We start from the raw sequence: 13,926 nt of genomic DNA on the forward strand, positions 1-13,926 counted from the left end.
TTTTCTACTTTTAATTTTTCACCCCATGGACCGGAAAGCACGTAACATAAACCCCTTTACGGATTTCGGCTTCAAAAAGCTTTTTGGCGAAGAGGTTACCAAAGACCTGCTTTTGGATTTCATCAACTCCGTCCTGGAGGGGGTGGCGGATCCCGTTGTGGAACTTTCCTTTTCCAAAAACGAACACTTGGGCCAACTGGAATTAGACCGCCATGTGGTTTTCGACATCTACTGCATGACAGGCCGGGGAGAACGAATCATCGTGGAGATGCAAAAGGCTTTTCAAGTCAACATGAAAGACAGGTCGCTTTACTACACCACTTTTGCCATACAGGAACAGGCGATAAAAGGGGCTTGGGATTTTTCGTTAAAAGCGGTATATTGTATCTCGGTACTGGACTTCAAACTTTCCGGTGAACAGGACAACGGAAATTATCTCCACCGGGTGGGAATGGTAGATCTGCTGTCAGGGAAACTGTTCAGTAACAAGCTGCATTTTATCTATTTGGAAGTTCCCAAGTTCCTGAAAAAACAGGAAGAATTGGAAACCAAATTCGACAAATGGATGTATGTGTTAAAAAACCTCGAATATTTGGAAAGACTTCCCGGGGCGATTCAGGAAAAGATATTCTCAAAAGTTATGGAAATGGCAGAATTGGTAAATTTGGAAAAGAAGGATCGGAAGGCCTACGAGGAGAGCCTCAAAAATTACCGAGACTTGAAGAATGCATTGGACGCTAGCGAAGCGATGGGGATCGAGAAGGGAATAAGGGAAACTGTGGTTAAGTTTTTCAAGGCAGGTGTCTCACTCGAATTGATTTCACAGGCACTTGGCATGGGGATCGAGGAAATTAAGGGTATTTTGAAGGATGTAAGATGATTTCTGGAATTTCGAATTTTAGATTTAAGATTTTAGAATAAACTTATCAACTCCCCCTCCATACACAGTCTTTCAAGAGGAAAAAACATTAGACATTGGTGTTGCAGCAGCGGGGATTCGACTACGCTCACCCCACTTGATTACAAAAGCTAGGTTTTGTTTTTGCAGCGGCAATAATCTAATGGCCAACCAAATTCCGCCAAAACACTACCTGCGAATGTTTGCCCATGCCATGTTGGACGGAACACGGATTAAGTGAATGTTTCTCCTTAAAGTGGATTGAGTCTATTGGAAATTCTTAATTCTTAATTCGTAATTTTTAATTCATATTTTTTACTCCGAAATTTTTAATTTGTAATTTTTTACTCTATGTTTGTAGAACATAGTCTATAAAAATAGAGAATGAATCTTTCTAACGCTGAAGAGCAACTTATGAATTTGATTTGGGAAAAAGGCAGAGCCTTTATGAAGGATATATTAGAAGCCTACCCCGACCCCAAACCAGCCAACACGACGGTAGCAACTTTACTTAAACGGCTGCAAGAGAAAAATGCCATCTATTTCGAGCTTTATGGAAACTCCAGGGCATACTTCCCATTGGTGGACAAGAACCAATATTTTTCCAAAAAGGTAAACGTTATGATCAAAAACTTCTTTAACGATTCCCCTGCCCAATTTGCTTCCTTTTTCACCAAAGAGACGGAGTTGGACATGAAGGAATTGGAGACACTAAAAAAAATAATCGAAGAACAACTTAAATCCCAAAAGCCATGATCGAGTTTATCGTTAAGGTCAGTATTGCCTTGGTTATCTTCTATGCTTTTTACCGAGCCTTTTTGGCCAAAGAAAGCATGTTTCGGTTCAACAGATTTTTTCTGATTTTTGCGCTCAGCTTTTCCCTGATTGTTCCATTTATTCAAATGCCTTTCGGCGTCCAAATCTCGGAAAATATATTTTCTGAGCAAACTGCGGCATTGCCCTCGGTGGAAAAAGAGAGAAGTCAGACAGAAATAAATGCACAGCCAGTTACCTTGGATCAGGAGGAAAATGAAGTGCACTTCCAACCTCCAACCGTAAATACCTTAAACTGGAATGCTATTGTTTTAGGTATTTATTTGCTGGGTTTTATCTTCTTTTCAATCCGCTTTAGCTTTCAACTTGCACAACTTATTCGGTTGGTACGAAATAATCCCACCTTAAAGGATAATGAATGCACCTATGTGATGCTAACCGATCAAACCATACCCTATACATTTTTGAATTATCTGTTTGTTGAAAAAGAATCTTTCCAAAAAAACACGATTGAAAAAGAGATCCTGTGTCATGAACTCACCCATATTCGGCAAAAGCACAGCTGGGATATTTTGCTAGTGGAATTTCTTAAAATAGTTTTTTGGTTTAATCCACTTTACCTGCTTTATAAACAAGCTGTACAACTTAATCACGAATTTCTGGCGGATGAGGCTGTGAATGCCACGTTCCGGGAAAAAGCAACATACCAGTGGCTTTTGTTAAATAAAACAACCGGAACGCAAGTTTCCTTGTCCATGAGCAGTCCATTCAATTTCTCCGCCACCAAAAGCCGGATAATTATGATGGGGAAATTCAGTTCACCGCTAAAAACCAACTTGCTTAAATCAGTCAGTATATTGATAGCTGCTTTCCTGACAGTTTTTTTATCATCCAGCCAACAATTTGAATCCACGTCATTTCAATCCACACCATTTCAATCCACGCCATTTCAATCCACGCCGTTTCAATCTTCAAACGAGTTTGAAAAATTGCTTTCCGAGGGATTTAAAGATGGCGATCAGTATGAATTGGATCTTAATAAATTGGATTTGTATGCACTCCGGGAGGCCTATCTAGCTTTGGATGAAAATGAAAAATTTACCGGTACAGAGTTTCCGTTTTTTGACGAGTTGGCATTTGATAAAATGGTAGAATTGCAGCAAGCTTATCCCGAAGTAAAAACGAGCATTCTATATGAAAGGTCTCCCGAAAAAAAGGAAATAAAAAAAGAGGTTTTCGAACAGTGGAAAAAAACAAAGAATATCTCATTGACCATTGATGATATAGAAAAAGAGGTGTCGGAGTTGAAGAATTATCAACCGGAGGATTTTGCCATGTTTCTCGTTCGTGAGACGGAGAAGAAAGGTTTTCTGAAAAAAGCAGCTTATAATGTTTCATTAATGACCCATGAGTATTTTCATGGGAAATTTTTTAAGGCGGTGAAAAAAATTGAACGGGTCCAAGCTGAATATCCAAGTTCTCACAAAGTGCAGGTAGGCTATAGGCGCAATAACATCGTTGAGATAGATGGGAAGATTACCAAAACGGTTCCTGAGAACTTTGAGGCCACCATCTTTCATCAATTGCGAATAGTTGATCCTGCTGAATTAATAGCGAGTATGAGAAACAGTATGCAAGATAATAGACATCCAAGCCTTATAATAGCTATCTTGAGTAATGAGGGAAGGGGAGTAACTGTAATGCGTTTACCAATCAAATGAGACAATTTCCCGGGGGATCCTTTAGTGCCTTCTCGATTAATATATAGATGCGGAGCTAATCCTCTTATATCCGTTTGGGATTCTTCAGATAACCTAAGTGGGATACGTCATCAGGTTCATCATATGAGCGGCCACTGTTCAGTTCGGTCGAACAACACAAATGAATTAACCAATTTCATTTAACGGAGGATCTACTGATCCGCCACTCTTTATATTAAAATGATCCAAGGTGAAATAAAATGAATTTTAGACTCCTGATATTTTATTTGACGTTACCGTTTTTGATCTCGGGTTATAACGGAATCGCAAAGTCGGAATTGATGACCATACAAGTCCCCAATAAAACAGATGATGCTATTCTCTTGTCTGAAATGGCAATCACAGTTAAGAAAATTAAATTGGAGACAAGGGATGGGGTTTTTCTCGGACATATCAAAGATGTCAAACTGCATCGGGATAGGTTATTCGTTTCAGATTCCAAGATTTCAATTTTTGATGTGGAAGGGAATTTTATGCAATTTTTGGGGAAGCAAGGAGAGGGTCCGGGAGAGTATCAAAGGGTTAATTCTATGGATATAGATGGGGACTCCGGGCGTATTTTTGTTTCAGCATACAATAAGTTATTAGTTTATGGGCCGGATTATAAGCTTATAGAGGAAAGAAAGTTAGACTATCCAATTGGCTATGTAAAAGTTTTGGATGGAGATGTATGGTTAGTTTCGGAGAAAATAGGAATAAAGATCGGCGATCATTTTGCGAATCAGACCAATATTTACAAGCTGAATGATAACTTTGTAATTTCAGATACCATTCCATTTAGGACGATTATATTAGACCAAAAAATAATCGGAGGTTATCCGTTTAGATATTGGCTTTCTAATATTGAAGAGGGATTATTTATGTTTATGCCTGTCCTTACTCCTGAAAATATGATGCGGGACACGTTATATCAAGTATTGGGTAAGACGCTAAAACCAGCCGTCAAGTTCCGTTTTGAGCGCCCCCAGTCTCTCGGTGAGCGGGAGTACCAAACCCTCTTGTTGTACAACATGGTGAATAGTTCTTCTTATTATTTGTTAGAATATGATCAGGACTGGAAGCGATTTATGTTTTTGTATGACAAAAAAAAAGAATTGGGATACAATCTCAGTGAGGGCTTGCTCGATGATAATGGAGAACCTGTTTTTGTGAGACCTTTAGACCTGAAACAGGATGTTTTTTATTACATTAAAAAGGCAGCATATATTGACAGTTCCATTGAAGAGCAAAATCCGGAGATCACGATAGTCAAGTTAAAATAAGATCCTATTTCTCGCCAATAGAGATGGACGGTCTCCGAGCAAAAAACATCTATCTCAAATGCTACCTTTTTTCCCATAATTTAAAAATGTAACAAAAATATATATGCGGTATCTATTCTGTTTAATTCTTGTAATGTTAATTTCCTGTAAAGAAGATATTGTTAAAAATAGCTCGGGGTATTTTTCCAACCTGCAATTTTCGGTAGATACCGTGATCATTGATCCAGGTGATGAAATTATTTTTTTAAAACACCAACTTTTGAATTCGGACATGGGAAAGGGCGAAAAGTACTTATATAACTTTAATGTTGATGACCATACCCTTGAAAAAATCAATTTGGATGAGCTTCGCCTAGAGGAAAAATTTCCTTTCGAAAAAGAAGGACCTAACGGAACTGGTCCTGGAATAGGAATGATGAGATTTATCGACGAAAGTCATGTTTCCATTACGGGTATGTATCTGAGCTCATTATTCTCTATGGAAGGAGAAAAGTTAATGACTGTCTATTATGAAAACTTCTCTTTGGCGGAATGGCATAATGGGGGAGATCTGTTAATGGGAGGTAGTGTGTTATTGGATCCCGATTCCAAGCGATTATATGGATTGATCCAAGGATATGAGGATAAGAAGTTTGTATTGGGAGTGCTCCATTTGGAGAAATATGAAACATCAAGGGTGGAGCTAAAAAGCTTTAATAAGATGCCTGAATATAGCTTTATGCATTATATTGGAAAGAGTACAATGCATCAAACACCAAAAGTGGGTATAGAAAAGTTCGGTAGGAAAGTGATTTTGTCAAATGAAATTACGAGTGATTTGATGTGGTATGACACGGCGATGGACTCCTTTTTTATGAAATCATATACAAGCCAACTAACAGCTAACAAAAAGGAGAAAACCTATAAAAAAGAACATGAAACTCCCCAGGAATATAGGGTTGAATATGCCAGGTATAAACAAGAGGTTAATTTCATGCCGCCATTTTGGGATCGGGACGGTCAACTATTTCTCCGGTTTTCCTATATTGAAAATGAAAGCAGAACAGATGTTTATTTAACAACGTATGACGAGGAATTAAATCAACTTGGAGAGACATTAGTCCCGCATTTGACCAAGAAGCCGACAAAACACTTTGCCAAGGACGGTAAAATATGGATTTATGAAAATATGAAGGATGAGATGGGATTTGTCCGTTTGAAGATGGAAAAAATTAAATAAATTTAAACAGGCCTTTCCTCGGAAAACCGAATTCCCCTTTTTACAAACATCCTTCTAGTCCCTTTGATGCAAGGCTTTCCAAATCTCTTATCCGACCTTATCTCGATGTAATCCTGATAGTTCATAGTCCAAATATACGCAAATACAGGGGTGAATGGATAATTGTTGGCTTGTAATTTGTTAACCGGAAATAATATTTCACTTCCACTACCCGAGTTGCAAGATGACGTATAGAGGCTTTTTAGCAGGAGGCATGGCAATTTCGCCCACCCATTCCTGGCAATCATTAAAGGTTCAATCTATTTCGGCCGTAGGCAATACCTGGCATGACGGCAGTCAGGGAAGACCGGAGTCCATAAACCTATAAACCTACCGACTTATCAACCTATCAACTAACACTCCCCTTAACATCTTTTCACAATATATAATTTTTCCGGAGCCAACGTCTCTGAAAATTTTCAGGTTCCAACTTTTGAAAACGAAAATATCATTTGGAAGAGCCGGAAATTATATCAGGATTTTCTGACAGATGTTAGCGGTGAAATTGGGCTTCACCTCAATCATAAGGGGATTTTAAGAAATCAGTTTTATGTTTCGAACAACCTGATGTTTTCATTCGATGCGGAAAATAGGGCAGTGATAAACAATTTCACCAATGTGGGGTATAGAAGAAACTTTTCCAACCAAAAAGACAAGTCGAATTGGCTGGGTATAGAACTTGGCACCCTGACAAAGCAGCGCGGCGATATTTTCAAGCCAAACATGATGCGCCTAGGCATAAACTGGGAAGCAGGAAAACATATCACGGTATCCCCGCAGTTGTACTTCAACGGTTTCTTTCAACAGGTCAGTCCGGGTTTTAGGATAGGGATAGGACTCTAGCTAGGAAAAAATCACCCGACCTTTTTGACCACAAGAAGGCGCAAAGGATTTGTAAAAACTCTATGTGAACTACTGTGAACTATGTGGTTTAAAAAAAAGGGAGCAAAGTTCACCAAAAAAACTTCGTGCCCCCTGTGAAACCTCCGAGTCCTTTGTGGTCCCTTTTGTTTCACGCCACGGACGCAACGATAGCGCAGCGAACACAGCGATATTTACAAAAAAACTTGGTGTGCTCTGTGCAACCTCCGTGGTCTCTGTGGTTCCTTTTTTTTTGCTCTCCGCGGAAGTTTGGGTATACTTGGCATCTGACAAGGATATCCAAAAAAGGTCGACGAAAATTGAAGCACTCTTTTTAATGCATTTATCTAGGAAAGGTTTATTAACCAGAGCTTCCTTAGGCGATTTGCTTTTTGATTTTGAAAGTCATTAAAAAAAAGTACACAAAGCCAATCTGCGGAACGGTCAATAAGATTATATTGGGTAAGAAAGAACCGGCTGAATTACCGATTTCTATTCCCAAGAATTTAAATACAGCAAGCAAAGCTACTACCGCCACCAGGGCAAGAACATTTGCCAAAATTAATCTCGTTAAATTGTTCATGATTTATAAAACGTTTAAATACTAAAGGAAATAATCAAAATTTTATTGTTTCAGAAGGGAGTTGAATTCACAAATTTCCTTCAATTCATTTCAAAGATGATATAAAATCATTGATTTCCAAAACTTTCTAAATACCTATAAACCAGATATGTATAATTGTAAATAAACAAATTATCAAATATGCATTTATGTAAAATAATATTTGTATGTTACTAAATGGAATTTGCATTTGGGCAAAAATCAGTCCACTAAAAAAAATAAAATGGAAAAAAAAATTCTGCCAAAAAATTTTTTTTCCATATAAGGCAAATAAGAGCATATGAGTTTTGGATGTAGCGGTAGTGTAACCCATGGATAAGAGTAAATAGTATGTTCCGTTTTGGCAGCCTATATGGTTGTGGTGAAATTCCTTTCGCTCCAAAACCCGATCCTGTCCAGTTCTGTCTTTTCTTTTTCGATATTTTCGATAGCCTAGGAAAAGACACCAGACCCACTATTTCTAATAAGCTTAAAAACAAAAAACCCGGCCAATTGACCGGGTTTTTATATTGTAAGTTGTTATTTCAAAAACAACATCTCTCTGTATTTGACCAAAGGCCAAGACTCGTTGTCAACTAGCAATTCCAGCTTGTCGACTGCGTATCGGATCGGCTCAAAATAAGCCTCCTTTACATCAGTACTGTATTGCTTAGCTTTTTTAACAATATCTTCTTCTTTGTTAATCCGCTTTCTCGCTTCAGTCATTTCACCCACGTTGGCCTTCAGGGACTCAATGTGCTTACTTACCTGTTCGATAGTTTCTATCGCTGCTCTGTGATCCAAGCCAAGCCCTTTAAGCCCGTTTGCGTTTTCGATCAGCTTATTCTGATACTGTATAGCGGTTGGGATGATGTGGTTTAGGGCCAAGTCACCCATTACCCTCGATTCAATCTGCACCCGCATGATATAGTTTTCAAGCCTGATTTCGTGACGGGCATGAAGTTCCTTGTCATTGAGAACGCGATGCCTCTTGTATAGGTCAGCCGTTTTCTTAGTGGTAAGGGCGTCCAGGGCAAATGGCGTACTCTTCAAGTTGGAAAGACCCCGTTTTTTAGCCTCTTCGGCCCACTCATCGGAATATCCGTCACCTTCAAAACGTATATGCTTACTTTCTTTGATGTATTTTCTCAACACATCAACGATGGCAATTTTCTTTTCCTTTCCGGCTTCCATCTCATTGTCGATGTCCACTTTCATGTCTTTGAGCACGTCGGCTACGATGACGTTTAACGCAGTCATTGGGCCGGCTACGTTGGCGCTTGATCCAACAGCCCTGAACTCAAACTTGTTGCCTGTAAAGGCAAACGGAGACGTTCTGTTTCTGTCTGTATTGTCCAGTATGATTTCAGGTATTTTTGTAATACCCAATTTCATATACATGTTGTCGCCTTTTTCAATTTTGACATTGCCGTTTTGCTCCAACTCATCCAGGATACTGTTCAGTGTAGTACCTAAGAATACGGAGATAATTGCGGGAGGAGCCTCGTTGGCACCCAATCGAAAATCATTGGCAGCAGATGCTATACTGGCTCTCAACAAGTCCGCATAGACATAAACCGCCTTGATGGTGCCTACCAAGAAGCAAAGGAACTGCAAGTTTTCGCGGGCAGAATTGCTAGGTTGAAACAGATTCACTCCCGTATCGGTGATTAGAGACCAGTTGTTGTGCTTGCCGCTACCGTTAAGTCCAGCAAACGGCTTCTCGTGGAACAACACCTTTAAGTTGTGCTTATCGGCAACTTTTTCCATCAAATCCATCAACAACAGGTTGTGGTCCGAAGCTTTGTTGATCTCCTCAAACAAAGGAGCTACCTCATACTGTCCGGGAGCTACTTCGTTGTGACGGGTAGATACGGGAATCCCCAGTTTCCAAGCTTCGATTTCGAAGTCTTTCATATACTGCTTCACCCGCTGCGCGATGGAGCCAAAGTAGTGGTCGTCCAACTGCTGACCACGCGCGGGATTATGGCCGAATACGGTCCTTCCAGCCATGACCAAGTCAGGTCGGGTAGCGTAAAGGGCTTTGTCAATCACGAAGTATTCCTGCTCCACACCCAAGGATGGGGTTACTTTGCGAACATTTCTGTCAAAAAACTGACAGATGTCCACTGCGGCGTTATTAATTGCCTCTGTAGATCTGATCAGTGGGGTTTTAAAATCCAACGCTTCGCCTGTAAATGACACGAAAATCGTAGGAATACAAAGGGTCTGATCGTAAATGAATATGGGAGAACTTGGATCCCATGCGGTATAGCCCCTGGCTTCGAAGGTAGTTCGGATGCCTCCACTTGGAAAAGAAGACGCATCGGGCTCCTGCTGTACCAACGCAGACCCTTTGAACTTTTCCATGCCGGATAGGGCATCAAAAAAGGTGTCATGTTTCTCGGCAGTAGATCCGGTCAATGGCTGGAACCAGTGTGTATAATGAGAAGCTCCTTTAGACATCGCCCAGCTTTTCACTGCAGTGGCTATCTCCTCTGCGGTGGACATGTCTATTTTTGTACCCTTTTCTATAGCACCGCTTACCCGTTGGAATACGGAAGGAGCAAGGGATTCCTGCATTTCCTTTAATCCAAACACCTGCGTGCCGAAATAATCTGAAATTTTAAGTGAAGGAGCTTGGGGGATAATCATCTCCCGCTCCTGCACCTTCATCAACGCTAGTTGTCTTAATGTTGCCATTGTTTAAATTTGTGGTTTAAAAACGATACACAAAAGTAGAAAAATATCTCATATAACAAGGTTTTTGGTAAAAAATTGAAGCCTTCTTACTAAGAAAAACAGATATTTCTATAAAATATCCGTAAATATCCAACCAAACTGCCAAAACCGGCCCCATTTCCGCAAATTTTACGAAAATTGAAAAACCCGGATTTATCGCTAAATTTGCAACCTTATTTAAAAATGATCCGGTTTTGAAAAAAGTTGCCTTCTATACCTTGGGATGTAAGTTAAATTACTCCGAAACTTCCACGATTAGCCGCATGTTTGAGCAAAAGGGCTATCAGAAGGTTAGCTTTGAGGAAAATCCGGACATCTATATAATTAACACCTGCTCGGTGACGGAAAACGCCGACAAGAAGTGTAAAAAAATAGTCAACGAAGCAAAAAAAATCTCCCCCAACTCCTATGTGGCCATCATCGGCTGCTATGCGCAACTTAAGCCACAGGAGATCGCCGAAATTAAGGGGGTAGATGCCGTTTTGGGTGCCGCGGAAAAATTCCGGCTAATCGAGTTGCTCGATGATTTTGCCCATGCCCAAGAAACCAAAGTCCTGGCCTCGGAGATTGAAGAAGCCACTGTTTTCAATACGGCTTTCAGCATGCACGACCGCACGCGGACCTTTTTAAAGGTACAGGACGGATGCAACTATGGCTGTGCATTCTGCACCATTCCGCTCGCCAGGGGCAAAAGCCGGAGTGACAGTGTGGAAAACATTCTGCAGGCGGCCCGGGAGATTGCCGATACCCCGGTGAAAGAGGTGGTCCTTACTGGAGTGAATATCGGAGACTTTGGTATAGTGGACGGTAAGCGGAAAGTGCGGTTTGCCGACTTGGTTCGAGCTCTCGATGAGGTTGACGGGATCCCCCGCTTCCGGATTTCCTCGATAGAACCCAATTTGTTGACCAACGAAATCATTACTTTTGTGTCACAATCCAAGCACTTTGTGCCCCATTTTCACATTCCCCTACAGTCCGGCAGCAACACCGTCCTGAGAAAAATGGGTAGAAGGTACCTGCGGGAACTTTATGAAGACCGGGTTGCCAAAATCAAAACCCTGATGCCCCACTGCTGCATCGGCGTTGACGTCATCGTCGGATTCCCCGGTGAGACGGATGAACATTTCCTAGAAACCTATCAGTTTCTCAACGAACTCCCCATCTCCTACCTCCACGTATTTACCTATTCAGAACGGGCGAATACCCGCGCCGTAGAGATGGATCAGGTGGTTCCTATGAAAAAAAGAAATGAACGTTCCAAAATGCTCCGCATCCTATCAGAAAAGAAACGGAGGAAATTCTACGAAGAAAACTTGAACGAATCCTTTGCAGTTCTCTTTGAAGAAGACATCGAAGATGGTATGATGCACGGCTTTACGGAAAATTATATACGGGTCACTGCCAAATATGATCCCTTACTAATTAACGAAATCAAGACTGTCACGTTGAAAGAAATTAATGAACGGGGGGTGGTAGAAGTGATGGAGCCGGAATTTCAATACGAAAAACACTGACCCAAGTTCTTCTGGAAATAGAACTCTGTTGCTGGCAGGGGTTTGCTTCCGTAGACTAAAAGCACCCCATTTATCCTCTTTTTTACCACTCCTTCATCATTTATGGTGCTTGAAAGGATAATATCTCTTATTTTAGAGGCTAGATTGATCGCTAATCCGAAACACCCATGACCTCAAAATTTCTTTTCATTCTACTTTTTTCTGTAAGCAGCCTTCACTCCACAATTCTCTTGGGACAAAAATCAGCCGCAACGGCTGTCAGTCTTGGTGAAACCGTACGCCTGTCCGAGGATGGCAGCTGGTGCTGGTTTCAAGATGACCGGGCCCTTTTGCTGGAGGATAAAGTAATCTTTTCGGGAGTTACTTCTTCTGGCACGAATACCGTCACAGAGTGGGATCTCCGCAAAAATCAAACGAGTGAATTTTCCCTCTCAGAAAACGTCCTACCTGCCGACGACCACAATGTAAGCGCCTTGATGGTAAGGCCGGATGGAAAGCTCCTCAGTGTATACGCGGGACATTCCATCGATTCGCTAGTCCGGTACCGTATCAGCGAAAATGTCGGAGATATTAGCTCCTGGTCGGAGGAAAAGATTGTGAAAACCAATGGCAGGGTCTGCTATTCCAATGTGTATCGCCTTAGTGATACCGGGGAAACTTTTAACTTTTACCGGGGAAATGAAAGCAATCCCCATTTCCTGATTTCTACCGACGAAGGGGATAGCTGGGAATTTGGAGGAAGGCTTTTTGAGGATTTTGGACGGGCATATCTCCGTTATGCCTCCGATGGCAAAAGCCGGATTCATTTTATCACAACTGAGGAGCACCCCCGCCACCATAACAACAGCATTTATCACGGCTACTATGAGGATGGCAACTTATTCCGCTCCGACGGTACCCTGGTAGGTCCCATCAGCCGAAACACCAAAAGCCCCTATAAACCCACAGATTTTACCGTGGTCTATGATGGCGATGCCAGCACGCGGGCTGATGTCGCATGGACTAGCGATATTAAGTTGGATCCCCAAGGCCGTCCGTATATTGTCTTTTCAGTCACCAAGGATCCAATTACACGAGGCGAAACCCGCAATACTTCCTTGGGAGGATTTGACCACCGCTATCACTACGCCACTTGGGACGGAACGAACTGGTCCCAACAGGAGATTGCCTTTGCCGGAAGCCGTCTGTATCCGGGAGAAAATGAATATACGGGACTAATCAGCCTACATCCCTCCAATTCACAAGTGGTCTACCTCTCCGCCGATGTAGATCCGGCTACCGGTAAACCGCTAGAGGTTGACGGGCAGCGAAGGTATGAAATCTTCCGGGGCGAAAAGTCTTCAAATTCCCAAGCTTGGACTTGGGCTCCCATCACCTATCAATCAACTACAGACAATATTCGCCCCATCGTCCTGGCAGATGGAGAAAAAGAAGTGGTGCTGTGGTTAAGTGGACGATATACCACCTATAGGGACTATCAGTTGGAAGTAAATGGTAAGGTCAGCTATTATCGGACGGCATCCACTGCGCAGGAAAAAAGCCAAGCTGCTAAAAAGAAAATCACCTTCTTGATCAGCGAAGACCCACACAACTACGAGGCAACTTGGACCATCCCTGGATTTGCAAATCTGCTGGAAAAAGAAAAAGGCTACCAAACCTCCGTCCTGTTAGGCAAAGGTCCTAGGGAAAGCTATACACTTCCCCAGGTTGAGAAAATTGCCGATGCTGACCTTTTGGTGGTATTTATCCGACGGGTAGCTCTGCCCCATGACCAGTTGGAACTGATAAAAAACCACCTTGCCCAAGGTAAACCTTTGATCGGTATCCGCACCGCCAACCATGCTTTTTCCCTGCCTGAGGAAACGGTAGAGACAGGACACGAAGCTTGGTGGGAATTTGTGCCCCAAATCCTCGGCCACGAAAACCAAGGCTACGGTCCGGCAACCTCCCCCACCACAGTAAGCGTTAACAGAAAAAACAAAAACCACCCTATCCTAAAAGGAATTCCCAAACAATCTTGGACAAGCCGGGGAAATATCTACCTAGTCAGCCCTTTGGCCGATGACAAGACCACCAAAATCCTTTTGCATGGAACCTCATCATCACACGCCGAACCGGTGGCATTTACGCGGCAGATCGGCGAAAGCAAAATCTTCTACACCTCCCTGGGTTTCCCCACCGATTTCAGCAGCCCACCGTTTATCCATTTACTCACCAATGCAGTAGATTGGGCACTTAAATAAGATTTTCCATGAC

Annotated in this window: 11 protein-coding genes; 9 read left to right on the plus strand and 2 right to left on the minus strand. The window is 41.9% G+C overall.

The features are described from left to right. The first annotated feature begins 25 nt into the window (after window positions 1-25). The 7 genes from FQ608_RS10440 to FQ608_RS10470 all read left to right on the plus strand — a co-directional run bounded on the left by FQ608_RS10440 (window position 26) and on the right by FQ608_RS10470 (window position 6,795). Window positions 26-880 (plus strand): Rpn family recombination-promoting nuclease/putative transposase, encoded by an 855-nt coding sequence (locus tag FQ608_RS10440; RefSeq protein ID WP_158858164.1) that lies wholly within the window; start codon window positions 26-28, stop codon window positions 878-880. Window positions 881-1,282: 402 nt separating this feature from the next. Beyond that, window positions 1,283-1,654 (plus strand): BlaI/MecI/CopY family transcriptional regulator, encoded by a 372-nt coding sequence (locus FQ608_RS10445; RefSeq protein WP_158858166.1) that lies wholly within the window; start codon window positions 1,283-1,285, stop codon window positions 1,652-1,654. Beyond that, complete coding sequence (locus FQ608_RS10450; RefSeq protein ID WP_158858168.1) at window positions 1,651-3,393, plus strand: M56 family metallopeptidase; 1,743 nt, start codon at window positions 1,651-1,653, stop codon at window positions 3,391-3,393. The genes FQ608_RS10445 and FQ608_RS10450 overlap by 4 nt, the downstream gene beginning before the upstream one ends. Before the next feature lie 320 nt (window positions 3,394-3,713). Further along, a complete protein-coding gene (locus tag FQ608_RS10455) occupies window positions 3,714-4,694 on the plus strand; it encodes a 6-bladed beta-propeller (RefSeq protein WP_234364160.1) in 981 nt (326 codons plus the stop codon). A gap of 133 nt (window positions 4,695-4,827) precedes the next feature. Then, window positions 4,828-5,913 (plus strand): DUF4221 family protein, encoded by a 1,086-nt coding sequence (locus FQ608_RS10460; RefSeq protein ID WP_158858172.1) that lies wholly within the window; start codon window positions 4,828-4,830, stop codon window positions 5,911-5,913. A gap of 223 nt (window positions 5,914-6,136) precedes the next feature. Next, the gene (locus tag FQ608_RS10465) at window positions 6,137-6,280 is read left to right on the plus strand and encodes a hypothetical protein (protein WP_158858174.1); all 144 of its coding nucleotides are present in this window, start codon (window positions 6,137-6,139) and stop codon (window positions 6,278-6,280) included. 239 nt (window positions 6,281-6,519) lie between these two features. Beyond that, window positions 6,520-6,795, plus strand: coding sequence for a hypothetical protein (locus FQ608_RS10470; protein WP_158858176.1), 276 nt, complete (start codon window positions 6,520-6,522; stop codon window positions 6,793-6,795). A gap of 394 nt (window positions 6,796-7,189) precedes the next feature. On the opposite strand, the gene FQ608_RS10475 is transcribed toward FQ608_RS10470, so the two are convergent. Together FQ608_RS10475 and FQ608_RS10480 are read right to left on the minus strand one after the other, a co-directional pair. Continuing rightward, window positions 7,190-7,396: a hypothetical protein gene (locus FQ608_RS10475; RefSeq protein ID WP_158858178.1), complete on the minus strand. Its 207-nt coding sequence runs from the start codon at window positions 7,394-7,396 to the stop codon at window positions 7,190-7,192. Window positions 7,397-7,954: 558 nt separating this feature from the next. Next, window positions 7,955-10,117: a glutamine synthetase III family protein gene (locus FQ608_RS10480; RefSeq protein WP_234364161.1), complete on the minus strand. Its 2,163-nt coding sequence runs from the start codon at window positions 10,115-10,117 to the stop codon at window positions 7,955-7,957. A 233-nt stretch (window positions 10,118-10,350) separates the two neighbouring features. On the opposite strand from FQ608_RS10480, the gene mtaB reads away from it, so the two are divergent. Next, a complete protein-coding gene (gene mtaB / locus FQ608_RS10485) occupies window positions 10,351-11,670 on the plus strand; it encodes a tRNA (N(6)-L-threonylcarbamoyladenosine(37)-C(2))-methylthiotransferase MtaB (protein WP_158858180.1) in 1,320 nt (439 codons plus the stop codon). Window positions 11,671-11,837: 167 nt separating this feature from the next. Continuing rightward, on the plus strand, window positions 11,838-13,913 hold the full coding sequence (locus FQ608_RS10490; RefSeq protein ID WP_158858182.1) for a BNR-4 repeat-containing protein: 2,076 nt from the start codon (window positions 11,838-11,840) through the stop codon (window positions 13,911-13,913). The last annotated feature ends 13 nt before the right edge of the window (window positions 13,914-13,926 follow it).

The sequence above is a fragment of the Lunatibacter salilacus genome (assembly GCF_009797935.1).
GTDB lineage: Bacteria > Bacteroidota > Bacteroidia > Cytophagales > Cyclobacteriaceae > Lunatibacter > Lunatibacter salilacus.

Coding starts and splice junctions, on each gene's coding strand:
- FQ608_RS10440 (WP_158858164.1), top strand. CDS start 26: ATGGACCGGAAAGCACGTAACATAAACCCCTTTACGGATTTCGGCTTC.
- FQ608_RS10445 (WP_158858166.1), top strand. CDS start 1,283: ATGAATCTTTCTAACGCTGAAGAGCAACTTATGAATTTGATTTGGGAA.
- FQ608_RS10450 (WP_158858168.1), top strand. CDS start 1,651: ATGATCGAGTTTATCGTTAAGGTCAGTATTGCCTTGGTTATCTTCTAT.
- FQ608_RS10455 (WP_234364160.1), top strand. CDS start 3,714: ATGACCATACAAGTCCCCAATAAAACAGATGATGCTATTCTCTTGTCT.
- FQ608_RS10460 (WP_158858172.1), top strand. CDS start 4,828: ATGTTAATTTCCTGTAAAGAAGATATTGTTAAAAATAGCTCGGGGTAT.
- FQ608_RS10465 (WP_158858174.1), top strand. CDS start 6,137: ATGACGTATAGAGGCTTTTTAGCAGGAGGCATGGCAATTTCGCCCACC.
- FQ608_RS10470 (WP_158858176.1), top strand. CDS start 6,520: ATGTTTTCATTCGATGCGGAAAATAGGGCAGTGATAAACAATTTCACC.
- FQ608_RS10475 (WP_158858178.1), bottom strand. CDS start 7,396: ATGAACAATTTAACGAGATTAATTTTGGCAAATGTTCTTGCCCTGGTG.
- FQ608_RS10480 (WP_234364161.1), bottom strand. CDS start 10,117: ATGGCAACATTAAGACAACTAGCGTTGATGAAGGTGCAGGAGCGGGAG.
- FQ608_RS10490 (WP_158858182.1), top strand. CDS start 11,838: ATGACCTCAAAATTTCTTTTCATTCTACTTTTTTCTGTAAGCAGCCTT.